Genomic DNA, 21,310 nt, shown 5'->3' with positions numbered 1-21,310 from the left:
AGACAAAAAAAGTCCGCCATGCGGACTTTTTTATTTTCAGCTTTAATCCCTCAGATCAGAAATAGGGGACATAACCACGCTGCTTATAACCTTTTGGCGATGCCAGACTGGCCTGATTTTCTTCCAGGCGATACAGCACTTTGAGGAATTCGGCAACTCCTGACTGCTGCAAGGCATGTGGATCAAATTGCTTCAAACCTAAACGTGAAAATAAAGAAGAAATTTCACTGTGTTTATGCACATATTTCATTGACCATTCCGAGAAATGGGACTGCTCTACCATTGCATCTGCAAAACGTAAGACATTGTGATGGCGGAGATCCTGACAAATGCTCTGAAATAAACTTTCCACTACTTCAGCCTGACCTTCAAGACACTGGAAAAATTTGCCATGGGAATAATACAACACCCCATGAATCTGATGCTGAAGGTTGAACTTCCGGGCAGTGGCTAAAATATCGCTCAAATCTTGTAACAACTCTTGTTCAGATTCTATGCGTTCACTGGCATAGCAAAGCTGTAGCATCATGCCATCTCTCTAGAGGGAAGAATTAAAAACACAATTTAATCAATAATTTTAAATTAAGTCGACTATTTTTTAAGCAAATATCCGTTTTTGCTTACACGGTTTTCAGTTTGCATTTCTGGATTAAACTTTTAACAATAGTGCCTAAATTATTAAACGAATATTTTCATACACCTACCATGAACATGAGGATCACTTGATGTTAAAAGATCTGATTTTAACCCTCGCCTTGTTATGTGTGTGTTTTATCCTGATCATCACTTTAAATAATTGGCAATTCAGCGCTCAAACTAATCTGCTGATCAGTTCAATTTTTATTAGCTGGACGATCTTGAAATTTGTTGGGCATCGAATTTATTTTCATGCCAGTTATCTGCTGATCATGGCAATTTTAGTAATGCTGCAACAGTTTGAAGAAATTTTCTGGGCGATGACCGGCGTGATGGCAGGTTTCGGTTTATATACCCTGTTACAGGTTATATTGATTCCTGCCTTGAAAGAAAAACTGCATTTATCTTTCGGGAAATCCCCTTGGGTAGTTAAATAGCCGTTGCTGCGACATCTGCCAGACTTCGGTCACGTTTAAACATGACATCCACATAGGAACATTGCGGGATGATGGTTAAACTTTTCTCACGGGCAAAATCGACCAGTGCATCCAGCATTTTTCGGGCAATACCGTGGCCACGCAAGGAATCATCAACCCAGGTATGATCGGCAATTATAACGGCATCGCCCCGCCATTGATAAGTGATCTCCGCCAGGCGGCGTCCTTGATCTTCCATAAAAAATACACCACCGCGTTTTGAATCTTGATATTTGATTTCCATACGAATCTGAACCTTTGTTGTCATTTTTAAATTATAAAACATCATTAAAGTGAGGCTCTCGCTCGAACACGGATTTGGCAAAAGGGCATTTTGGAATAATCCTGATGCCGTGTTCACGGGCAAAATTCACAGCGGCCTCGACCAGATAATACCCGACGTGCTGGCCGCGTAGACTGTCATCGACCCAGGTGTGTTCAATCACTAATTGATCTTCATTTACTCTGGAATAACTCATTTCTGCCAGACGTTTTTCATTTGGCTCTACAAACCATAAACCTCCAGTGCCCTGTTGCTGATGCTCGATCAACATGCCGATCCTCTCCTTGTTTTTAAGCCAGACTGACATATTTTTCCCTGCTCTATTGTTAGATTTCTTTTAAAGGATTGTGAATCTGTCCTTCTGACCAATACCGCATTTTGCTCAATAGGTTTAAACTGCCGGCCGGTTCTTTTTATCAGATATGTATGTCCAGCTCTTCTTCCACCTCCTCGGTGACACGTCAATGGGTCTGTGTGATTGCTTTAGCCTCTGCTGCCTTTATTTTCAATACCACCGAATTTATCCCGGTGGCGCTATTAAGTGATATTGGCGCAAGTTTTTCCATGTCACCCACTCAGGTCGGGTGGATGCTGACGATTTATGCCTGGGTCGTGGCGCTGCTTTCTTTGCCAATGATGTTACTGACCAAAAATATTGAACGGCGCTTTCTGCTGATGGTTTTATTTACGGTGTTTATTTTCAGTCATGTGCTGTCCTATTTTGCCTGGAGCTTTAGCATTCTGGTGTTGAGCCGGATTGGTATTGCCGTGGCGCATGCACTGTTCTGGTCAATTACGGCATCGCTTGCTGTGCGGGTTGCGCCAAAGGGCAAAGAGTTTCAGGCACTGGGCTTATTGGCTACCGGTACCGCCATGGCGATGGTCTTGGGAATTCCCTTTGGCCGGATGATCGGGGAGGCCTATGGCTGGCGCAATAGTTTTGCCTTGATCGCAGTTGTGGCAAGCGTGGTCTGCGTACTGCTGGCCAAAACCTTGCCTTTATTGCCAAGTGTTAATTCAGGTTCACTCAGCAGTTTAAAAAGCTTGCTAAAACGTCCCAGCCTGATGCTGGTCTTTGCGCTTACCGTGCTTGTGATTAGTGCGCAATTTACCGCCTATAGTTATATTGAACCCTTTGCGCTGAATATTGCGCAATTCAGCTCTGCACAGACCACCAGCTTATTGCTGATTTATGGCGGTGCGGGCCTGATCGGGTCTTATGTATTTGGCCGCTTTGCACCGCATTTTCCCCGACTCACCATTCCGCTATTTACACTCGGGCTAGGGATCTCGCTGCTGTTATTGCTGCCCCTGTCTCAGGGTGTAATTCAGCTCAATAGCCTAGCGTTAATCTGGGGCATCAGCATTATTGGGTTTAGTCTGGCTCTACAAGCCAAGACCTTAAATCTGGCTTCCGATGCGACTGATGTCGCCATGGCGATTTTTTCAGGTTTGTACAATGTCGGGATTGGCGGCGGTGCCTTACTCGGCGGTCTGGTAACGGCACATATCGGATTACATAGTATTGGCTGGGTAGGAGCAATCCTGGCCAGCTTGGGTTTTCTGATCAGCTTATACCTGATTCAGCGTCCGGATTTCTTAGGTAAGAAAGCGCCTTGAAGCATGATTTTTGTAAATGAAATTGTAGTCTTAGCAAAAATCTGTCATGCTTGCTACACATTGAGCTACCGCTCAAATAAAATTTAGTTTGAACAAGGGGAGTAGCCTCCTCCAAGCGTTTAAGAATGAAATTTCAATTTTTAAACGTGTCAGAATATCGTCATTACACTTTGCAAAAAGTCGGTATCTGAGCATCTTGAAGTCACACTTTATATAAAAAAGTGGAACAGTAAGATGTAGGCAAGACCTTGATCATGTTGTTATAGATGTTTTTCATCTGGCAACTGGTCAAGGTTTTTTTATGGCTAGTTGTCCGATGTGGAGAATTCACATGGAAACCATTGGTACACTCTGGCTGTATCTCGTCTTTTTCGCGATTGTCGCAGTCATGCTGATAATCGATTTTGTCGGCTTTAAGCATCAGCATGGTCAGGAAGTTAAAGTCCGTACCGCTGCATACTGGAGTATTGCCTGGGTCAGTGTCGCGACTTTATTTGGTGGCGGCTTATGGCTGTATCTGGAGCAGACCGCGGGCACGGCAATTGCCAACGCCAAGGTCATGGAATACTTTGCCGGTTATCTGCTGGAAAAATCCCTGGCGATTGATAACGTCTTTGTCTGGCTGATGATCTTCGCTGCCTTTGCCATTCCACCCGCACTGCAACGCAAGCTGCTGTTATATGGCGTACTGGGTGCAATTGTACTCAGAACCATCTTTATTTTTATTGGTGCCTGGTTCGTACAGGAATTCTCCTGGATTCTGTATATCTTCGGTGCGTTTCTGGTCTATACCGGCTTCAAATTCCTGCGTGGTCAGCATGAAGAAGACAGCAATATTGAAGATATGGCGATTCTGAAATGGCTGCGTAAACATATGCGTATCACCCCGCAACTGCAGGGCGACAAATTCTTTGTCCGTCAGAATGGTTTGCTCTGGGCAACGCCGTTGTTCCTGGTCCTGATCCTGGTTGAAGCGTCTGATGTCATCTTTGCCGTCGATTCTATTCCGGCTATTTTTGCCGTCACCACCGATCCCTTCATTGTCCTTACCGCAAACCTGATGGCGATTTTAGGCCTGCGCGCAATGTTCTTCCTGCTCTCGGGCGCAGCCTCAAAAATGCATTATCTGCCTTATGGCCTCGGGATCATTCTGGTCTTTATCGGCTTTAAGATGCTGATGCTAGATGTGTTCCATATGCCGATCTGGATTTCTTTGAGCTTTATTGTGATTGTCCTGACTGTGACCGCGATCTTGTCGATTCGTCATAGCAAGAAATATAACGAAACCACCCTGTAAAAAGTAATCATCAAAAAAGCCTGCATCAGCAGGCTTTTTTTTATTGTTCTATCAGGGATAATTTGGGCCATTTTTGCAAAAACTGTTTGCTCAGCATGCGTTGTTCGAACACGGCATAACTGACTAAATTCGGATTCCAACGCAGCTTTAACTCAAATAAATCTGCTAAACCGAAAGGAGCGATCAATTCCAATTCATCATCTTTCAGGCGCAGTGCCAAGGCCGTGACAGTTTCTGGCCATAATGACAGCGCATGACTAATTGAAGTTAAAGGCTCAATACTTTCATTTTGATCGGTACGATACCACTCATGTACAAAGACTTGATTGGTCACATCCCAACAGATATCTGGAAAATAGTCTTTTAACTGATCTGTAAGTTGCTGTTCTATAGCGCGAGCCTGCTTATTTTCGTCATAGAAAATTACATCGACCTCAGTATGATTCATTTCATATTCCCAGTCATGTAAATGCGCCCAGATCACATGACGTAACACACCCGCTGCAACATAAGCATCAGAGTGTAATTGTGCTAACTGATGCAAGATGCGCATTAAGGTCGGCTGTGCACGCACGATCTGTCGAAATTGATCATGATAATTGGATGAGGTCATAGAAGAATCTGGATCGCTATTTAAATATGAATGTTCATACAAACATGGCAATTTTTTCAGCTACAATCAATCGAAAAAATTAAAAGCGTAGGTTTAAAATGTCTTCTGTAATTGCAACGACAGCGATCCGTGGTCGCTTCCTCGACATTCAGAATACAGTTGCCCAAGCACGTGATATACACGACCAAGTGCGATATGTAGAAGATGGCTTAGTCATCATTCAAGAGGGTAAAATCCAGTGGTTTGGTCCATGGCAAGAAGGGCAGTCACGACTTCCTACCAACGCTGAATTACAGCACTATCCAGATCAACTGATTGTTCCCGGTTTTATCGACACCCATATTCATTTCCCGCAAACAGAAATGATCGGGGCGTATGGTGAACAACTGCTGGAATGGTTAAATACCTATACATTCCCCACTGAAATCCAGTTTCAAGATGCATCCTATAGCGAAAAAATTGCCGAATTTTTCGTGCAGGAATTGCTTAAAAACGGCACCACCACTGCACTGGTCTTTTGTACCGTTCATCCTGAATCGGTAGATGCTTTATTTAATGCCGCAACCACGCGCAATATGCGTTTGATCGCGGGTAAAGTCCTGATGGACCGTCATGCTCCGGAAGCACTCACAGATACAGCAGAAACGGCTTATACCGACTCTAAAGCGCTGATTGAAAAGTGGCATGGACAGGGGCGGAACCTGTATGCCATTACCCCACGCTTTGCACCGACCTCAACACCTGAACAACTACAAAAAGCCGGACAGCTCAAAGCCGAATATCCGGACGTGTATGTACATACCCATTTAAGTGAAAATAAAAATGAAATTGCCTGGGTCAAAGAACTCTTTCCTGAACGTGAAAGTTATCTGGATGTGTATCATCATTATGGTTTAACTGGTAGCAAGTCCGTCTTCGCGCATTGCGTGCATCTGGAAGATGAGGAGTGGGACTGTATGCATCAGACCGACTCCGCCATTGCTTTCTGTCCGACCTCAAATCTATTCCTGGGTAGTGGCTTATTTCCCCTGAAAAAGACCTGGGACAAAGGGGTCAAAGTCGGCTTAGGCACAGACATTGGAGCAGGAACATCATTTAATCAGCTGCAAACCCTGAATGAAGCCTATAAGGTGCAGCAGTTACAGGGCGAAAAACTCTCCGCCTTTGAGGCCTTGTATCATGCCACTTTAGGCGGTGCCAAAGCCTTGAGTCTGGATGATCGCCTGGGGAACTTTAATATTGGCAAAGAAGCCGACTTTGTGGTGCTGGATCTCCATGCCACTGCCTTACAGCAGTTACGCCAGAGCAGAGCTAAAAATATTGAAGATGCATTTTTTGCACTGACCATGCTTGGCGATGACCGTAATATTGCAGCCACCTATGTCTATGGAGCAGCCGTTTATGTCAAAGCAGCAGCCAGTGAATAAACCGAAAAAATCCCGCCGTCGCCAATACTTGATCCTGTCTGCAATGGCACTGGGCTGTGTTTTTTTATTGAAACGCGATTCAACAGCGGCTAAAAAATGATTACATTTACAGCCAGCAAAACAGGTGCATCTCTGCTAGGGATGTATTAAAATTGCGACGTATTCAGGTGTTGCAGGTCAACACCTTTTTTATTTTGCTATTTTTACTTTTTAGGTATCTACCCATGACCGTTCAAATGAGCGTAATGATTTCCGCTGAAGAAATTCAAGCTAAAGTCAAAGAGCTTGGTGCTCAAATCAATGCACACTATGCCAATAGTGACAAAGAACTTGTGCTCATCGGTTTATTACGTGGTTCAGTGATTTTTATGGCTGATTTATGTCGTGTGATTTCAAAACCGCATGAACTGGATTTCATGACTGTGTCCAGTTATGGCGGTGGCACGGTATCGTCACGTGATGTAAAAATCCTGAAAGATTTAGACGGTGAAATCCGTGGTAAAGATGTGTTGGTGGTTGAAGATATTATTGATTCAGGCAACACTTTAAGCAAGGTACTCGAAATCCTGCAAACCCGTGAACCTAACTCGATTCAACTGTGTACTTTGGTAAGTAAACCATCGCGTCGTGAAATCGATCTGAAAGTCGAATTTATGGGCTTTGAAGTTGAAGATAAATTTATTGTGGGTTATGGCCTGGACTATGACCAGAAGTACCGTCACCTGCCATTTATTGGTGAAATCGGTCTTTAAAATCAGGTTGAAAAAAGTGGCATAAGCCACTTTTTTTATGCCTAAAATGGACAGGAAACCGGGAACAAAAAATAACATCTCGTTTCAGGATTCAACTTTTTATAATCCTGACTTTATTTCAAGATGATTAAACAGATGTGAAAACAAAGACATGACAAGAAGGAGTATGCATATGTGGACAATTATTGTGGCGATCGTCATTGGTTTTGTAGCAGGTCTGATTGCACGTGCCATTCACCCGGGTAATGACAAGGCAGGCTTTATCATGACCACCTTGCTGGGTATTGCTGGCTCCTTATTGGCGACTTTTGGTGGCCGTATGCTCGGTCTATATTCGGCAGATTCCGCAGCAGGGCTGATTGCTTCCGTGATTGGTGCTGTGATTATTCTGTTTATTTATAATATGGTAACCAAACGCCGTACAGTCTAAACCATTCAGATGTTTCTGAGGTTGATTTGACGACCTGAATAAAAAAGCACCGGAAAAGGTGCTTTTTTATATTGAGCGACTGATAGCTTTATTTAATTTTTATAAATTGAATTCTTTAAAGATCTGCTCAATCTGCTCTGCCGGATAGGCACCCATCACTTTAAAACCATTGGAAAAAATAATCGCAGGTGTACCATTCACGCCCATAGACTGAGCCAGTTTTTTATTCCGCTCAATTGGATTGGTGCAACTTTTTTTCGATTTAGGTTGAATTCCTTGAGCAATCAGATCTTCCCATGCCTGAGCTGGATTAGACGCGCAATACACCTGTTTTGAAGGAGCAACCGACTGGGGTTTTAAAGGAAGAATAAAGGTATAAATGGTCAAGTCATTCAGTTTTTTCAGCTCTAGCTCAAGCTTTTTACAATACGGGCAATTTGGGTCAGAAAAGATCGCAATCTGACGTTTACCCGTACCTCTTACACTTTTCACAGCATCCTGAAGCGGTAATTTTTTCCAGTCGATACTATTTTGCTTCAACATTAAATCACGGGTCAGATTATGCTGATCCTGAATTCGCAGCATCGGGCCAGCAATCAGATGCTTGGCATCTTCATTCAAATAAACCACTTGGCCCTGCATGGAACCGCTATAGATGCCTTTCATCTCGGTGGTCTGAATATTTTCAATTTTTAAATTGGGACTGTTTTTGGCCAAGTTAGCTTGTACCGTATCAATATTGGCCAATGCGAAGCTTGAGACGAAGGCACTTAAACTAATAATCAGTGTTTTTTTTAACATGAATGTTCTACATGAATTGGATAAGAATATGCTTCGATTCTAATCGCTCTGCTTTTAAATTTCTCAAACATTTATGTTACTGTTTAAATTCAGTTAAATAAGCTCATCATGTTTCACGTGGAACACAACACACTGCGTCATGCTTAACTCAAACATGTCTAAACATAGCACAAATACAAATTAAATAATTGTTTTGTATAAATAAATATTTAATTTTATAAGCATATTACTATTTTAACCTTGACCGATTTTCTGCATCCATTCTAAACTGCAGGCACTTTCTATTTTCCTCGCTATGCCCTGACATGGATTGGCCAAGGATCAACACTATAACGGCATGTTCATGACAATAACGACCAGCTGGCGACCGTTCTTAATGGTCAGCCTGGCACTTTGTATTGGAACCATTGGTACCGCACTCGCGAGTCCTTTATATCCGATCTATCAAGAACTGTGGCAGTTACTGCCGAGTCAGATCACCTATATCTTTGTCGCCTATATGTTTGGCTGCCTCTCAACCCTATTATTTTTAGGCCGAACCAGTAACAGCATCGGATTTTTACGTACCTTACAAATCGGTATCGTATTTGTCATCTTGGGCTTAGCGCTTTCAGCTATTGCATCGAATGCACTTTGGCTGGCTTTGGGTCGCTTTATTATTGGGATTGCCTCGGGCCTGATGACCACTTCTGCCATGATGGGTTTAATGCATACCATCCCAGAAAGCCATAAACACACTGCACCACAACTGATTTCAATCATTACCGCAATGGGTTTTGGTTTGGGACCCTTGGTCGGTGGTGTGATTGCGCAGTTTTCCGCTGCCCCTTTGGTAATGCCATATTTACCGATTATTCTGGGTGCCGTGCTGTGTCTGATTGGCCTGTTCTGGATCAAAGCACCCAAGTTTGAGGCACAGCCCTTTAGCATGGCGCCTAAACTGCAACGACCTGAAGCGCAGTTTCATCGGGTATTTATGATTATTGCAGTGACGGCTTTTAGTGCCTTTGCTGCCTTTAGCCTGTTTGCTTCACTGTCGCCGTCCTTTGTCCGCAATATTTTACCTTGGCATGGCCCTCTGGTCAGCGGACTGGCCATTACCAGTATTCTGGTGGTTTCAGTGATCGTGCAATTTATGGCCAAAGCGGTCGCAGCATCTAAATGTCTGAATATCGGCCTGATGATGATGTGCTTGAGCTTGATGATTTTGGCACTATGCATGTATTCGAAAATCAGCCTGCTATTTTTTATCAGTGATATTTGCTTTGGGATCGGCCATGGGTTTGCCCTGATGGGTGCTTTTGCTCTGATTCATCAAATGACCAGCTTAGACAACCGTGCAGCAGTAATGTCGACCTATCTGTTTATTGCTTATCTGGGCACTATTGTCCCTATCATTGCTGTGGGTTATCTGGCCGATCACTGGGGACTAGATTTCGCCGTAATCAGCTTTTGTATCGCGATCAGTCTATTGTGTTTTGCGCTGTGGTGGGCTTATCAAAAATCTCATCGACCAGCCTAAAAAAAGCCCTCAGTTGAGGGCTTTTTTGATATTTTATTAAACAATTACTTTCCAATACAGAATGAACCGAAGATCTTGCCCAGCAGGTCATCTGCACTGAAATCACCAGTGATCTCACCCAAGGCATTTTGCGCCAGACGTAAGGACTCTGCCACCAGTTCACCGGCGTTATACACCACCAGTTGCTCACGCGCCTCAGCCAGATAGAGCTGAGTGCGCTTCATTGCGTCTAAATGACGGGTACGTGCGATAAAGGTGTCTTCCTCAGGCTGAAAGCCTGCATGCGCTGTAATCGCCTCTATGAGCGATTGAACACCGGTTTCCTGCTTGGCAGAGACTGCGATATGCCGGAAACCATTTAAATCGCCAATTACGGCTTCAGCACCAGTCAGGTCGCATTTATTGCCAATCAGCATTAAACGTTTCGGTTCAATATATTCAGCAAAATATTCTTGAGCGAGTTGCAGCGGATCTTCGCCCTGGCTTAAGTCATAGACCAAGAGTAATAAATCAGCCTGTTCAATTTCTTTAATCGCGCGGCGGATTCCTTCTTTTTCCACGATATCACCAGTTTCACGCAAGCCTGCGGTATCGATGAGGGTAATCGGCAGACCATTTAAAGTAATCTTTTCATGCAGGACATCACGTGTTGTACCAGCAATATCGGTCACAATCGCGCGTTCAATTCCAGCCAGCGCATTCAGTAGAGAGGATTTACCGGCATTCGGTTTCCCCGCAATTACGACTTGTAAGCCTTCACGTAGAAGCTGTCCCTGACGTGCGGATTGCTGTACTTGAGTGACTGCACTGGATACACCATCCAGCAGATTTAAAATTTTGCCATCCGCCAGAAAGTCGATTTCTTCTTCCGGGAAATCAATCGCGGCTTCCACATGCAAACGTAGGTGAATCAGCTGCTCAAGCACTGCATTGACTTTGGTCGAAAACGCCCCTTGCAAAGAACGTACTGCAGAACGGGCAGCCGCTTGCGAAGTTGCATCAATCAGGTCGGCAATCGCCTCGGCCTGCACCAGATCCAGCTTGCCATTCTCAAAAGCACGCATCGAGAATTCACCCGCTTTGGCTGCAGTGGCTCCCAGCTCCAGCAAACGGCCAAGCAGGGCATTCTGAATCACCGGACCACCATGACCCTGTAGCTCCACGACATCTTCGCCGGTAAATGAGTTTGGATTCGGGAAGCAAATCGCCAGTCCTTCATCCATGACTTCGCCTGCTGCATCGTAGAACTGGCGGAAACCGGCAAAACGCGCTTTAGGCAGCGCTTTTTGCGTCAGTTGCTGGGCAATCTCATAGGATTTCGGACCTGACAGGCGAATCACCCCAACGCCGCCACGTCCTGGTGGAGTTGCAATCGCAGCAATAGTTGTGGTTCGGTTGAGCATAAAATTCACCTGCAAAGACTCAAAAGTACAGCCAAAAAAAATCCGCCTAAGATTACCATCTTAAGCGGATTTATTCAGCCTATCCGTACAACTTAGTTGACTGGAGTAGCCTCATCACGTTTCGCGCGATCTTTGGCAACAGACTTGTTAATCAAAGTTTGTTGCAGAATCGTGATCAAATTGTTGACGATCCAGTACAGGACTAGGCCTGCCGGGAAGAACAACAAGAATACGGTAAAGATAATCGGCATAAACTTGAAGACTTTCGCCTGCATTGGATCAGTTGGTTGTGGATTTAACGACTGTTGGATATACATCGTCAAGCCCATCAACAACGGCAGAATGAACCATGGATCCATTGAAGACAAATCCTGAATCCAGAGCATCCATGGCGCATGACGCAGTTCCACAGATTCCATCAATACCCAGTACAAGGCCAGGAAAATCGGCATTTGTAATAACAGCGGTAAACAGCCGGCAAGCGGATTGACCTGTTCACGTTTGTACAATGCCATCATTTCTTGAGAGAAGCGCATCCGATCTTCACCGAACTCTTCTTTCATGCGTTGCATTTCTGGCGCAATCACCCGCATTTTCGCCATCGAGCGATAGCTCTTCGACGACAATGGCCACAGGATCAGTTTCACCAGAACGGTCAACAGAATAATTGCCCAGCCCCAGTTACCTACCAGACCATGGAAGAACTCAAGACCGACAAACAGTAATTTCGCAATTGGCCATAACCAGCCATAATCAACGGTCTGGTTTAAACCCGCAGCCAAATCTTTCAGTTCTGACTGGATTTTTGGACCTGAATAGAAAGTCGCATCAATTTCAGCCACTGTACCTGCAGGCACATTGAAGGTCGGTGAGGTAAAACCAATGATGTTCATGTTATCGGTTGATTTACGTGATTCAAGCTTGGCGCTATAAGCTTCGCCATTGCCTTGAGTCAACTTCAGCTGACCTGGAACCCATGCACTGACAAAGTAGTGCTGTACCATTGCCACCCAACCACCTGTCGCTTCAGTACTGACTTTTTCTTCAACAAAGTTGTCGAATTTAAGCTTGTTGTACTGCTCGTCCGGGGTACCCCATGCACCGCCGAGGAATGTTCCCAGCGTGAAGATCCCTTGATCGGACTTGCCTGGATCTTCCGAGTTATCGCGTTTGATCTGACCGAACATCTGACCTTGCCAGGTCTGGCCACTGCGGTTAACCACTTTGTGATTTACCACGACCGGATATTCACCTTCAGTGAAATTGAAGGTCTTAATGATCTCAATCCCGTCAGCGGTTTTAAACACTAGCGGTACAGACAATACTTTCAGGTTTTCACCATCTTTGGATTTGACTGTTTTCGCATCTGCCAGAGTATAAGCCGTTTTTTCCAGCTCATACATTGGACGGCCGTTACGGCTGCTGTCCGGTCCATTCAGACCGATCAGGCCAGACTGGGCGACATAAGTACGTTTCGCATCGCTTTCCAGCATCACGAACGGTTCATCGCTGTCTTTGTTCTTGTCATGATTGAGTAATTCAATACGAACAATATCACCACCCTTCGGATTGATCCAAAGGTGATAAAGGTCAGTTTGTACTGAAATAAGCTGCTGACTTACAGGTGCTGTGGCATCCGTGGCTTGCTGTGCTGGCACATTTGCTTGTGGCAGATCAGAGGCAACTGTAGCCGTCTGACCATTTGGCAAATCTGCAGATACGTCATGCGAAACAACAGCAGTTTCCTGCTGCGGTTTTGTTTCAGCATTTCCATAATCTTTTTGCCACGCCAAAATGAGCAAATATGCGACAACAAACATGGCTCCGAGAATTGCAATCCTGGCCCATTGTTGCATATGTATTACCCCAAGTGGTGAGAGTGATTTTGGTTCAATAAACGATCACGAAAGGGTACAGCAACGTGAAGCGTTTGAGAATCTATTTGCTGAAATGAAATAAAACGAATCGCTTTTGAGGGAACAGGATCATATCCCGAGCCCCCCCACGGATGACAACGGCAAATACGTTTAGTAGCCAGCCACACTCCACGCCCAGCGCCATGCATCTGGACTGCTTCCAAGGAATATTGAGAACAAGTTGGAATATAACGACAGCGCGGTCCAAGAAGAGGACTAATCGCAATCTGATAGAAACGGATCAACCAATGCAGTAAACGTACCATTGGCCAACTCTACTTTTGTGGGGAGGGGGCTATTTTTGAATGCTTTTTGGCGAGACGGTTCAGTTTCTGCCAGGCAAATTGTAATTGCTGGTGCAATTCTGCATTAGGCACTGCTTCAACACCCATTTTCGGCATGATTACAATGTCTAAGTCATCTAATTGCTGTTGATGCAGGCGAAAACTTTCGCGAGCAAGTCGTTTTACTCGATTTCTTTCGTGTGCGCGTCGCACTTTCTTCTTGGCAACAACTAAACCCAAACGGCTATTTGGCAGTTCGGAATGTTTTGCAAGAAATAAGAAATGGGGTTGATGCACTTTAAAAAGCGCACCATCAAAGACACCTTTATAATCGGCAGCACAGCGTAATCGCAACTCTGTGCCAAAACTATAAAGTTTTGTCATAACACCCAAAATCGTCTTAGCGTAACTGATTAAACAGTTAAGCTATGACGACCTTTTGCACGACGGCGAGCTAATACTTGACGACCAGCTTTAGTAGCCATACGAGCACGGAAACCATGAACACGCTTACGCTTTAATTCAGACGGTTGGAATGTACGTTTCATATTGAAACTCCAAAAAATGATCTTTCTATGAAGGTCCGCGATTTTAGTGCTCATTGCTTGAGCTGTCAATGCAAAAGCGGTTTTCTTTTCAAATAAGATCAAAAAAGATAAAGACCTTGGTTTTTCAGAGAACTGAATAAAAAATAGTTCAATTCAAGTTAATCACAAATTAAGTTAATGTTATATAAATATATATAAGTTATAAACAACTCTATCAACAAAGTTATCCACATGTTATCCAGAGTTTAAATTTAACTTACGGTTTTGAATTTAAATTTGAAGTTTTTGAGTTATCCACAAAAACCAGTGATCTTATAAATAAATTCAAATTTATAAATTTAAATTTATTACTATTAGGGAGCGCTTTTTCTATGGATAAGTCACTTTTTATTTATTTAAACATGAACTTGTATTGTGGATAAAACTGTTTCTATTAATTTTATTTTTTGTGGATAACTTTATGATATATTTTATCCACAGCTTGCGGATAAACTTATCCACACTAGGTTTTAAATTTAAATTTATGCATGGTGATTTCTTTTTGCACAGTTTTTGTGGAAATTGCCATGACAGATGTGGATAACTTGGTTAGAATGGCGACCCGCTTTTGGTTGCGGTCATCTTTTTTGAATGAACAATGGAATGAATAGGGGATTCACATGCTTTGGACGGACTGCTTAAATCGCCTGCGACAAGAGCTCTCTGGAAATGTCTTTACAATGTGGATTCGCCCATTGGTTGCAGAAGAGCTGGAAGACAGCTTGCGTTTGTATGCACCTAATCCTTACTGGACGCGTTACATTCAGGAACATCATCTGGAACTGATCACGATTCTGGCAGAGCAATTGTCTGAAGGACGGGTACGCAAGGTCGAAATTTTAGTGGATTCACGTCCAGGGGCAATTTTATCTGCCAGTGAACAACCGGCGACCACGACTGCGGCATTAACCTCGACACCCATGCCGGTGCCGAAACCGAAGAAAGAAAAAGAAGACAGCGGCAAAAATAGCCGTAGACGTCAGTTGAATCCATTGTTTACCTTCTCGTTGTTTGTAGAAGGTCGATCTAACCAGATGGCGGCAGAAACCTGTCGCAAGGTATTGACCCAGCTGGGGGCTTCACAGCACAATCCCTTATTTTTATATGGTCCGACGGGTCTGGGTAAAACCCATTTGATGCAGGCCGTGGGCAATGCATTGTTGCAGGCAAAACCGAATGCACGTGTCATGTACATGACCGCAGAAAGTTTTGTGCAGGACTTTGTCAGCTCGTTGCAACAGGGCAAAGTCGAAGAGTTTAAGAAAAATTGCCGTTCTCTGGATTTATTACTGGTCGATGATATTCACTTGCTGGCCGGTAAAGAGGCCAGTCTGGTCGAGTTTTTCTACACCTTTAACGCACTGCTGGATGAGTCCAAACAGATTATTCTGACTTCAGATCGTTATCCTAAAGAGCTAACCGAACTGGATCCACGTCTGGTTTCACGTTTTTCCTGGGGGTTGTCGGTCGGAGTTGAACCACCAGATATTGAAACCCGAATTGAAATTCTGCTGAAAAAAGCAGAAAGCAACCAGGTTGATTTACCACGTAACTGTGCGCTGTTTATTGCCCAGCAGGTGGTGGCTAACGTGCGTGAGCTGGAAGGTGCGCTGAACAAAGTGGTGGCGATTTCACGTTTTAAAGGCACACCAATTGATCTGGATGTGGTGCGTGAATCTTTAAAAGATGTGCTGGCGATTCGTGCCCGTACTATCAGTACTGAAAATATTCAGCGTGTGGTGAGTGAGTATTTCCGGATTCCGCTGAAAGAACTGGTCGGTCCAAAACGCACCCGGATTTATGCCCGCCCACGTCAACTGGCGATGGGGCTGGCACGTGAATTAACAGGCGACAGTTTTCCGGAAATTGGCATGGCTTTTGGCGGTCGTGATCACAGTACCGTGATGCATGCTTGCGAGAAAGTACAGAGTCTGCGTGAAGAAGATCCGATCTTTAACGAAGACTATAAAAACCTGCAACGTCTGTTGCAAAGTTGACCTAAATCGCTCAAATTCTATTCTTGCTATGCGGCTGCTTTTGCCGCATAGTAAACCGTCAAAAAAATCACTTTTTCTATATTAATCTTCAGCTTTAGAGGAATGCACCGTGCGTTTAAAAATCGCGAAAGAAAGCTTACTGAATGTTCTCTCACATGTCGTAGGAGCGGTTGAACGTCGCCATACCTTGAATATCCTGTCTAACCTGAAAATTCAGGTGACTGCGCAAGCATTGACCGTGACCGGTTCCGACCTGGAAGTCGAACTGGTGGCGAGTACAGCACTGGCTGAAGGTGCATGTTTGCAGGAAGGTGAGACCACAGTTCCTGCACGTAAGCTGATTGATATCTGTAAGTCACTTCCTTCAGCGGCATTGGTGGATTTACATATTACTGAAGATCAGCGCTGTATCCTTAAATCGGGCAACAGCCGTTTTGTATTGGGGACATTGCCTGCTGATGATTATCCATTACTGAACACTGAAAACACCCAAGGCACGCAAGTGACGGTGACACAGCGTGAGCTAAAACGTCTATTTGAAAAAACTGCTTTTGCCATGGCGGTTCAGGATGTACGTTTTTACCTAACCGGTACTTTGCTGGAAATTGATACCAATCAGTTGCGTGCTGTGACCACCGATGGCCACCGCCTAGCACTATGTGAAACAGCGGCACAATCTACTGCAACACAGCCGATTCAGGCGATTGTGCCACGTAAGGCCGTTGCAGAATTACAGCGCCTGCTCAGCGTTGAAGATGAGCAATTATCTCTATTGATCGGTCGTGAACTGCTCAATGTGACCATCAATATGCCAAGCCGTGACAAGGAACAGGCGGATATTACCGTGCGTTTCACCACCAAGCTGATTGATGGTAAGTTCCCGGATTATCGCCGTGTGATTCCACGTGGTGGCGACAAAGTGGTGATGATCGCACATGACGTGTTCAAGCAGTCTTTGCAACGTGTGGCGATTTTAAGTAATGAAAAGCTGCGTGGTGTGTTTCTAAACTTTAATGCCGATTCTTTGCAACTTCGCGCCAATAACCCGGAGCAGGATGAAGCGATTGAAGATCTGGCGATTCAATATGCTGATTCACCGCTAGAAATGTCATTTAATGCGCAGTATCTGATTGAAGTACTCGGTGTGCTTGATGGCGATGATGTGTCAATGACCATGACTGAAGCCAACCAGTCGGTCTTGGTACAGGACCCGGCGCATACGGATCAGACTTATGTCGTCATGCCGATGCGTGTTTAAGTCGCGGCTCTTGATACTCATATAAGACATGCATATTACGCGTTTACATATTGAGCGTGTGCGGAATTTAAAGACGGTTGCTCTCCAAGGATTGCAGCCGTTTAATGTTTTTTATGGCCAGAATGGTTCAGGTAAAACCTCGATTTTAGAGGCGATTCATTTACTGGCTGCTGGTCGTTCTTTCCGTACCCATATCCCTAAAAACTATATCCAGCATGGCGCCCAAGATGCGATTGTGTTTGCACAATCTGCGACTGAAAAAATTGGCATGCAAAAAATGGCCAGTGGGGAGCAACTGATCAAGGTCAATGGTGATCTGGTCGCGACTCAGGGGCAACTGGCCAAACTGTTACCTTTGCAGCTGATTGACCCACAAAGTACTGATATTATCGATCATGGGGCTAAACCACGACGTCAATTGCTCGACTGGTTAATGTTCCACGTGGAACCAGAGTTTTATCATGCCTGGCAATATTATTCTCGTGCGCTGAAACAGCGAAATAGTCTGCTCAAAAGCAAACGCTTTCTCAGTCTGTCTGATCTGGAACCGTGGAACCAGATGCTGAGTGAATATGGTGAAATCCTGCACTCGCAACGTGTCGGGATTGTGGAACAATGGAAGCCATTTTTTGAAGATGATCTGAAACAGTTATTACCTGAATTGCAAGTCAGTCTGGAATACAGTCCGGGCTTTCATAGTGAAACCGGCCTGCTAAATGATCTGACCAACCAGCATGAAAAAGACTGTGAGCGACGCTATACCGAATATGGCCCACATCGCGCAGATTTGCGTTTAAAGACCCCGATGGGGGATGCTGATGTGATCCTGTCGCGCGGGCAGAAAAAGCTGCTGATGATCGCACTAAAACTGTCGCAAATCGCAATGCTACATTCTTGTAATAAGGAAACTGTGGTATTATTAGATGATGTGACAGCAGAATTAGATTTAACCGCACAACAACGTTTAATTGAGCGATTGAGCCAACTTGGTAGTCAAGTTTTTATTACCACCTTAGACCATGAATCAGTACAAAAGCACTTACATGATTTGTCTATCTCATATCAGTTATTCAGTGTTGAAAACGGTACAGTTCAAGTTGTGCAATAATATTTTTTGAGTTTTACCCATCTTTGGATAGACCTATTTTTCACTAGGGAGAAACCATGAGTTCAGAAGATCAAGCTGCTTCTCAAACAGAACAAACCATTGAAAAGGCTTATGATTCCTCTAGCATCAAGGTATTACGTGGTTTAGACGCAGTCCGTAAGCGTCCGGGCATGTACATTGGTGATACAGACGATGGTACAGGCCTGCACCACATGGTGTTTGAAGTAGTCGACAACTCGATTGATGAAGCCTTGGCAGGCCACTGTGATGAAATTATAGTGACGATCCATGAAGATGAATCGGTTTCAGTTTCTGATAATGGTCGTGGTATTCCGACCGACATTCACCCTGAAGAAGGTGTGTCTGCAGCAGAGGTGATTTTAACCATTCTGCATGCCGGTGGTAAGTTCGACGACAACAGTTATAAAGTGTCTGGCGGTCTGCATGGTGTCGGTGTTTCCGTAGTCAACGCACTGTCTGAAAAACTCGAATTGACCATTCACCGTGCCGGTAAAATTCATGAACAAGAATACCGTCATGGCGATTCTCAATATCCATTAAAAGTAGTGGGCGATACCAATAGAACCGGTACTCGTGTCCGTTTCTGGCCAAGTGCCGAGACTTTTAGTCAGACCATTTTTAATGTTGATATTTTGGCGCGTCGTTTGCGTGAACTGTCGTTCCTGAACGCAGGTGTACGTATTGTGCTGCGTGACGAACGCATTAATGCCGAGCATGTCTTTGATTATGAAGGTGGTCTGTCTGAGTTCGTTAAATATATTAACGAAGGCAAAACTCACCTGAATGATATTTTCCATTTCACTGCTGCACAGGCCGATAACGGTATTACGGTAGAAGTCGCATTGCAGTGGAATGATTCTTATCAAGAAAATGTACGTTGCTTTACCAACAACATCCCGCAAAAGGATGGTGGTACGCATTTGGCCGGTTTCCGTGCTGCGTTGACCCGTGGTTTAAACAACTACATGGACAGCGAAAATATCCTGAAAAAGGAAAAAGTTGCGGTATCGGGTGATGATGCGCGTGAAGGCCTGACTGCCATCGTGTCAGTCAAAGTACCTGATCCAAAATTCTCTTCACAGACCAAAGAAAAACTGGTGTCGAGTGAAGTGAAAACCGCTGTTGAGCAAGCCATGAACAAGGCATTTTCTGAATATTTATTGGAAAATCCACAAGCAGCCAAGGCGATTGCCGGCAAGATTATTGATGCAGCACGTGCGCGTGATGCAGCGCGTAAAGCCCGTGAAATGACACGTCGTAAGAGTGCGCTAGATATTGCCGGTCTTCCAGGTAAACTGGCCGATTGTCAGGAAAAAGATCCAGCTTTGTCTGAACTGTACCTGGTCGAGGGTGATTCTGCAGGTGGTTCAGCCAAGCAAGGTCGTAACCGTAAAATGCAGGCGATTTTACCACTGAAAGGTAAGATCCTGAATGTGGAACGTGCCCGTTTTGACCGTATGATTTCCTCTGCTGAAGTCGGTACGCTGATTACCGCACTCGGCTGTGGTATTGGTCGTGAGGAATATAATCCGGACAAACTGCGTTATCATAAAATCATCATCATGACCGATGCTGACGTGGATGGTTCACACATCCGTACGCTGCTGTTGACCTTCTTCTTCCGTCAAATGCCAGAACTTGTGGAACGTGGTCATATCTATATTGCCCAGCCACCACTGTACAAGCTGAAAAAAGGCAAGCAGGAACAGTACATCAAGGACAATGATGCACTGGAAACTTACCTAATTTCGAATGCGATTGATGAGCTGGAACTGCATATCAGTGCAGAAGCGCCTGCGATTCGTGGTGAAGCACTGGCAAATGTGATTGCTGATTATCAGACTTCCCAGAAGAGCTTGGCACGTTTGACCCAGCGTTATCCTGCGAGTCTGCTTGATGCACTACTTTCACTGGAAGGTTTTAAGCTGGATCAGCTGGAAGACAAAACCTATGTGGAAACATGGGGTGAGAATCTGCGTGCAGCGATTGAAGCCATTCAGCCAACATTACGTCCAGAATTAACCCTGGAGCGTTTTGAAAAAGAACTGGCAGATGGTCAAAAAACTGCAAGCTGGTTGCCACGTATCACGATCTATGTACATAACTTGCCACATAGCTACCTGTTAGACTCAGTACTGTTAGGTTCAAGTGAATATGCACGTTTATTAAAGAATTCAAAGAGCTGGTTTAGTCTGCTTGAAGAGGGTGCATATTTGCAAAAAGGCGATCGCAAGATTCAGGTCAGCAATTTCCATCAGGTTTGGCAACATATCTTGCAGGACTCACGTCGTGGCATGATGATCCAGCGCTATAAAGGTCTGGGCGAGATGAATGCGGAACAGTTATGGGAAACCACCATGGATCCAGACAACCGTAACATGCTGCAAGTGACAGTTACTGATGCGATTGAAGCGGATCGTATGTTCTCTTGCTTGATGGGCGATGACGTAGAACCACGTCGTGCTTTCATTGAAGAAAATGCCTTGAATGCAGATATTGATGCATAACCCTTCAGGATAAAATCAGATATAAAAAAGCGCCTTTCGAGGCGCTTTTTTTAGACCAATTTTTTTACTCATATCCTGTGAGCTAGGCAAAATAAAGTAATTTTGGACCGATTTTTAGATATGGAACGGGTTCATTTAGGTTTTAAAAAGCCAAGTTGAGTAAGCCAAATCGACTCTAAGGAAGGGTTTATGTATAGAGATTACCAACTCGGGAGAATACCTGAAATCTGGAGTGAATCTATCGTTATAAAAATGATCTGCATCAGAACTTCTAAAATAATTTTTGAATAGGAAAGTGATGTAGAAAGACGTTCTTTATACGATGAGAAGTTTGCATGCAGTTCACGACACTAGGTGAAAACTGGATCAGTC

At 44.4% G+C, this 21,310-nt stretch carries 22 protein-coding genes; 12 read left to right on the top strand and 10 right to left on the bottom strand.

Annotated elements, in window-relative coordinates; genetic code table 11:
- Positions 1 to 55 precede the first annotated feature (55 nt).
- Positions 56 to 529, bottom strand: a complete 474-nt coding sequence (locus NI464_RS12305; protein WP_253138706.1) for a BLUF domain-containing protein — start codon at positions 527 to 529, stop codon at positions 56 to 58.
- A gap of 196 nt (positions 530 to 725) precedes the next feature.
- Between NI464_RS12305 and NI464_RS12300 the strand changes: the two genes are divergently transcribed.
- Entirely contained in the window at positions 726 to 1,073 is a 348-nt protein-coding gene (locus NI464_RS12300; RefSeq protein ID WP_114541680.1) for a hypothetical protein, read from the top strand.
- Here NI464_RS12300 and NI464_RS12295 read toward each other — a convergent pair.
- Complete coding sequence (locus NI464_RS12295; RefSeq protein WP_026056558.1) at positions 1,066 to 1,356, bottom strand: GNAT family N-acetyltransferase; 291 nt, start codon at positions 1,354 to 1,356, stop codon at positions 1,066 to 1,068. The two genes, NI464_RS12300 and NI464_RS12295, sit on opposite strands and share 8 nt — an antisense overlap.
- Positions 1,357 to 1,387: 31 nt before the next feature.
- Complete coding sequence (locus tag NI464_RS12290; protein ID WP_253138703.1) at positions 1,388 to 1,666, bottom strand: GNAT family N-acetyltransferase; 279 nt, start codon at positions 1,664 to 1,666, stop codon at positions 1,388 to 1,390.
- Positions 1,667 to 1,821: 155 nt separating this feature from the next.
- On the opposite strand from NI464_RS12290, the gene NI464_RS12285 reads away from it, so the two are divergent.
- Positions 1,822 to 3,015, top strand: coding sequence for a sugar transporter (locus NI464_RS12285; RefSeq protein WP_253138700.1), 1,194 nt, complete (start codon positions 1,822 to 1,824; stop codon positions 3,013 to 3,015).
- A 331-nt stretch (positions 3,016 to 3,346) separates the two neighbouring features.
- Entirely contained in the window at positions 3,347 to 4,312 is a 966-nt protein-coding gene (locus NI464_RS12280) for a TerC family protein (RefSeq protein ID WP_004728997.1), read from the top strand.
- A 40-nt stretch (positions 4,313 to 4,352) separates the two neighbouring features.
- Here NI464_RS12280 and NI464_RS12275 read toward each other — a convergent pair whose 3' ends face one another.
- On the bottom strand, positions 4,353 to 4,925 hold the full coding sequence (locus NI464_RS12275) for a nucleotidyltransferase family protein (RefSeq protein WP_253138697.1): 573 nt from the start codon (positions 4,923 to 4,925) through the stop codon (positions 4,353 to 4,355).
- 98 nt (positions 4,926 to 5,023) lie between these two features.
- On the opposite strand from NI464_RS12275, the gene guaD reads away from it, so the two are divergent.
- The 4 genes from guaD (at position 5,024) to NI464_RS12260 (ending at position 7,534) form a co-directional block, all read left to right on the top strand.
- A complete protein-coding gene (gene guaD, locus NI464_RS12270) occupies positions 5,024 to 6,352 on the top strand; it encodes a guanine deaminase (protein ID WP_253138694.1) in 1,329 nt (442 codons plus the stop codon).
- A complete protein-coding gene (locus NI464_RS15895) occupies positions 6,327 to 6,452 on the top strand; it encodes a hypothetical protein (protein ID WP_004647134.1) in 126 nt (41 codons plus the stop codon). Before guaD ends, NI464_RS15895 begins: the two co-directional genes overlap by 26 nt.
- Positions 6,453 to 6,576: 124 nt before the next feature.
- Positions 6,577 to 7,104, top strand: a complete 528-nt coding sequence (gene hpt, locus NI464_RS12265; RefSeq protein ID WP_004647133.1) for a hypoxanthine phosphoribosyltransferase — start codon at positions 6,577 to 6,579, stop codon at positions 7,102 to 7,104.
- A 172-nt stretch (positions 7,105 to 7,276) separates the two neighbouring features.
- On the top strand, positions 7,277 to 7,534 hold the full coding sequence (locus tag NI464_RS12260) for a GlsB/YeaQ/YmgE family stress response membrane protein (protein WP_004281926.1): 258 nt from the start codon (positions 7,277 to 7,279) through the stop codon (positions 7,532 to 7,534).
- A gap of 99 nt (positions 7,535 to 7,633) precedes the next feature.
- On the opposite strand, the gene NI464_RS12255 is transcribed toward NI464_RS12260, so the two are convergent.
- Positions 7,634 to 8,335, bottom strand: a complete 702-nt coding sequence (locus NI464_RS12255; RefSeq protein ID WP_253138691.1) for a DsbC family protein — start codon at positions 8,333 to 8,335, stop codon at positions 7,634 to 7,636.
- A 343-nt stretch (positions 8,336 to 8,678) separates the two neighbouring features.
- On the opposite strand from NI464_RS12255, the gene NI464_RS12250 reads away from it, so the two are divergent.
- Positions 8,679 to 9,857 (top strand): MFS transporter, encoded by a 1,179-nt coding sequence (locus NI464_RS12250; RefSeq protein ID WP_479272375.1) that lies wholly within the window; start codon positions 8,679 to 8,681, stop codon positions 9,855 to 9,857.
- A 44-nt stretch (positions 9,858 to 9,901) separates the two neighbouring features.
- Here NI464_RS12250 and mnmE read toward each other — a convergent pair whose 3' ends face one another.
- From mnmE to rpmH, 5 genes are all read right to left on the bottom strand, one after another.
- Positions 9,902 to 11,260, bottom strand: a complete 1,359-nt coding sequence (gene mnmE / locus NI464_RS12245; RefSeq protein WP_253138689.1) for a tRNA uridine-5-carboxymethylaminomethyl(34) synthesis GTPase MnmE — start codon at positions 11,258 to 11,260, stop codon at positions 9,902 to 9,904.
- A 92-nt stretch (positions 11,261 to 11,352) separates the two neighbouring features.
- On the bottom strand, positions 11,353 to 13,116 hold the full coding sequence (gene yidC / locus NI464_RS12240; protein ID WP_005264486.1) for a membrane protein insertase YidC: 1,764 nt from the start codon (positions 13,114 to 13,116) through the stop codon (positions 11,353 to 11,355).
- 5 nt (positions 13,117 to 13,121) lie between these two features.
- Positions 13,122 to 13,442 (bottom strand): membrane protein insertion efficiency factor YidD, encoded by a 321-nt coding sequence (gene yidD / locus NI464_RS12235; protein WP_004281931.1) that lies wholly within the window; start codon positions 13,440 to 13,442, stop codon positions 13,122 to 13,124.
- A gap of 9 nt (positions 13,443 to 13,451) precedes the next feature.
- Positions 13,452 to 13,844: a ribonuclease P protein component gene (gene rnpA, locus NI464_RS12230; RefSeq protein WP_004281932.1), complete on the bottom strand. Its 393-nt coding sequence runs from the start codon at positions 13,842 to 13,844 to the stop codon at positions 13,452 to 13,454.
- 29 nt (positions 13,845 to 13,873) lie between these two features.
- Positions 13,874 to 14,008: a 50S ribosomal protein L34 gene (gene rpmH, locus NI464_RS12225; protein ID WP_000831329.1), complete on the bottom strand. Its 135-nt coding sequence runs from the start codon at positions 14,006 to 14,008 to the stop codon at positions 13,874 to 13,876.
- Between the two features lie 659 nt (positions 14,009 to 14,667).
- Here rpmH and dnaA point away from each other — a divergent pair.
- The 4 genes from dnaA (at position 14,668) to gyrB (ending at position 20,938) form a co-directional block, all read left to right on the top strand.
- Complete coding sequence (gene dnaA / locus NI464_RS12220) at positions 14,668 to 16,044, top strand: chromosomal replication initiator protein DnaA (protein WP_004281934.1); 1,377 nt, start codon at positions 14,668 to 14,670, stop codon at positions 16,042 to 16,044.
- 109 nt (positions 16,045 to 16,153) lie between these two features.
- On the top strand, positions 16,154 to 17,302 hold the full coding sequence (gene dnaN / locus NI464_RS12215; RefSeq protein ID WP_005252973.1) for a DNA polymerase III subunit beta: 1,149 nt from the start codon (positions 16,154 to 16,156) through the stop codon (positions 17,300 to 17,302).
- 28 nt (positions 17,303 to 17,330) lie between these two features.
- Positions 17,331 to 18,410 carry a DNA replication/repair protein RecF gene (recF, locus tag NI464_RS12210; protein ID WP_180039048.1) on the top strand — a complete coding sequence of 360 codons (1,080 nt, stop codon included), beginning with the start codon at positions 17,331 to 17,333 and terminating at the stop codon, positions 18,408 to 18,410.
- A gap of 56 nt (positions 18,411 to 18,466) precedes the next feature.
- Positions 18,467 to 20,938 carry a DNA topoisomerase (ATP-hydrolyzing) subunit B gene (gene gyrB / locus NI464_RS12205; RefSeq protein WP_253138687.1) on the top strand — a complete coding sequence of 824 codons (2,472 nt, stop codon included), beginning with the start codon at positions 18,467 to 18,469 and terminating at the stop codon, positions 20,936 to 20,938.
- The last annotated feature ends 372 nt before the right edge of the window (positions 20,939 to 21,310 follow it).

Source organism: Acinetobacter lwoffii, assembly GCF_024129685.1.
In the GTDB taxonomy this organism is placed as follows: domain Bacteria; phylum Pseudomonadota; class Gammaproteobacteria; order Pseudomonadales; family Moraxellaceae; genus Acinetobacter; species Acinetobacter lwoffii_X.
The sequence above is the reverse complement of the archived record's forward strand: the minus strand, read 5'-3'. Positions and strand labels throughout refer to the sequence as shown.

Excerpts from the sequence above, each read along its gene's own strand:
- yidD (WP_004281931.1), bottom strand. The coding sequence starts at position 13,442 with ATGGTACGTTTACTGCATTGGTTGATCCGTTTCTATCAGATTGCGATT.
- NI464_RS15895 (WP_004647134.1), top strand. The coding sequence starts at position 6,327 with ATGTCAAAGCAGCAGCCAGTGAATAAACCGAAAAAATCCCGCCGTCGC.
- NI464_RS12250 (WP_479272375.1), top strand. The coding sequence starts at position 8,679 with ATGACAATAACGACCAGCTGGCGACCGTTCTTAATGGTCAGCCTGGCA.
- NI464_RS12300 (WP_114541680.1), top strand. The coding sequence starts at position 726 with ATGTTAAAAGATCTGATTTTAACCCTCGCCTTGTTATGTGTGTGTTTT.
- NI464_RS12275 (WP_253138697.1), bottom strand. The coding sequence starts at position 4,925 with ATGACCTCATCCAATTATCATGATCAATTTCGACAGATCGTGCGTGCA.
- NI464_RS12280 (WP_004728997.1), top strand. The coding sequence starts at position 3,347 with ATGGAAACCATTGGTACACTCTGGCTGTATCTCGTCTTTTTCGCGATT.
- hpt (WP_004647133.1), top strand. The coding sequence starts at position 6,577 with ATGACCGTTCAAATGAGCGTAATGATTTCCGCTGAAGAAATTCAAGCT.
- NI464_RS12295 (WP_026056558.1), bottom strand. The coding sequence starts at position 1,356 with ATGGAAATCAAATATCAAGATTCAAAACGCGGTGGTGTATTTTTTATG.
- NI464_RS12285 (WP_253138700.1), top strand. The coding sequence starts at position 1,822 with ATGTCCAGCTCTTCTTCCACCTCCTCGGTGACACGTCAATGGGTCTGT.
- dnaA (WP_004281934.1), top strand. The coding sequence starts at position 14,668 with ATGCTTTGGACGGACTGCTTAAATCGCCTGCGACAAGAGCTCTCTGGA.
- mnmE (WP_253138689.1), bottom strand. The coding sequence starts at position 11,260 with ATGCTCAACCGAACCACAACTATTGCTGCGATTGCAACTCCACCAGGA.
- NI464_RS12305 (WP_253138706.1), bottom strand. The coding sequence starts at position 529 with ATGATGCTACAGCTTTGCTATGCCAGTGAACGCATAGAATCTGAACAA.
- rnpA (WP_004281932.1), bottom strand. The coding sequence starts at position 13,844 with ATGACAAAACTTTATAGTTTTGGCACAGAGTTGCGATTACGCTGTGCT.
- recF (WP_180039048.1), top strand. The coding sequence starts at position 17,331 with ATGCATATTACGCGTTTACATATTGAGCGTGTGCGGAATTTAAAGACG.
- NI464_RS12260 (WP_004281926.1), top strand. The coding sequence starts at position 7,277 with ATGTGGACAATTATTGTGGCGATCGTCATTGGTTTTGTAGCAGGTCTG.
- NI464_RS12290 (WP_253138703.1), bottom strand. The coding sequence starts at position 1,666 with ATGTTGATCGAGCATCAGCAACAGGGCACTGGAGGTTTATGGTTTGTA.
- rpmH (WP_000831329.1), bottom strand. The coding sequence starts at position 14,008 with ATGAAACGTACATTCCAACCGTCTGAATTAAAGCGTAAGCGTGTTCAT.
- gyrB (WP_253138687.1), top strand. The coding sequence starts at position 18,467 with ATGAGTTCAGAAGATCAAGCTGCTTCTCAAACAGAACAAACCATTGAA.
- guaD (WP_253138694.1), top strand. The coding sequence starts at position 5,024 with ATGTCTTCTGTAATTGCAACGACAGCGATCCGTGGTCGCTTCCTCGAC.
- NI464_RS12255 (WP_253138691.1), bottom strand. The coding sequence starts at position 8,335 with ATGTTAAAAAAAACACTGATTATTAGTTTAAGTGCCTTCGTCTCAAGC.
- yidC (WP_005264486.1), bottom strand. The coding sequence starts at position 13,116 with ATGCAACAATGGGCCAGGATTGCAATTCTCGGAGCCATGTTTGTTGTC.